General features: G+C 47.2%; 1 pseudogene. It reads left to right on the forward strand.

Annotated features, from left to right (window positions below):
* Window positions 1–44 precede the first annotated feature (44 nt).
* Window positions 45–233: pseudogene (locus KVT32_RS31745) on the forward strand (hypothetical protein); the annotation flags it as partial.

The raw sequence follows: 233 nt of genomic DNA on the forward strand, positions 1-233 counted from the left end.
CCTATCAAGGTTTTGCTCGTTCCTACATTTATGGATTCCTGATCGTGGTTTGCATCATCAAATCCATCGGCGCGCGCGTCCTGCTTTACGGTCTCGCGATCGCCAGCCTGTTTTTGGATGGCGCGCGTAGCGAATTCTCGGCTGTGCTTTTTTTAATTCCCATCATTGAGCTTTATTATGCGAGGAATAAGTTTTACTCGGTAATCCTTGTTCTTTTCCTGTTGGCTTGGCTG

This window comes from Achromobacter sp. GbtcB20, from assembly GCF_019091095.1.
In the GTDB taxonomy this organism is placed as follows: domain Bacteria; phylum Pseudomonadota; class Gammaproteobacteria; order Burkholderiales; family Burkholderiaceae_B; genus Achromobacter; species Achromobacter mucicolens.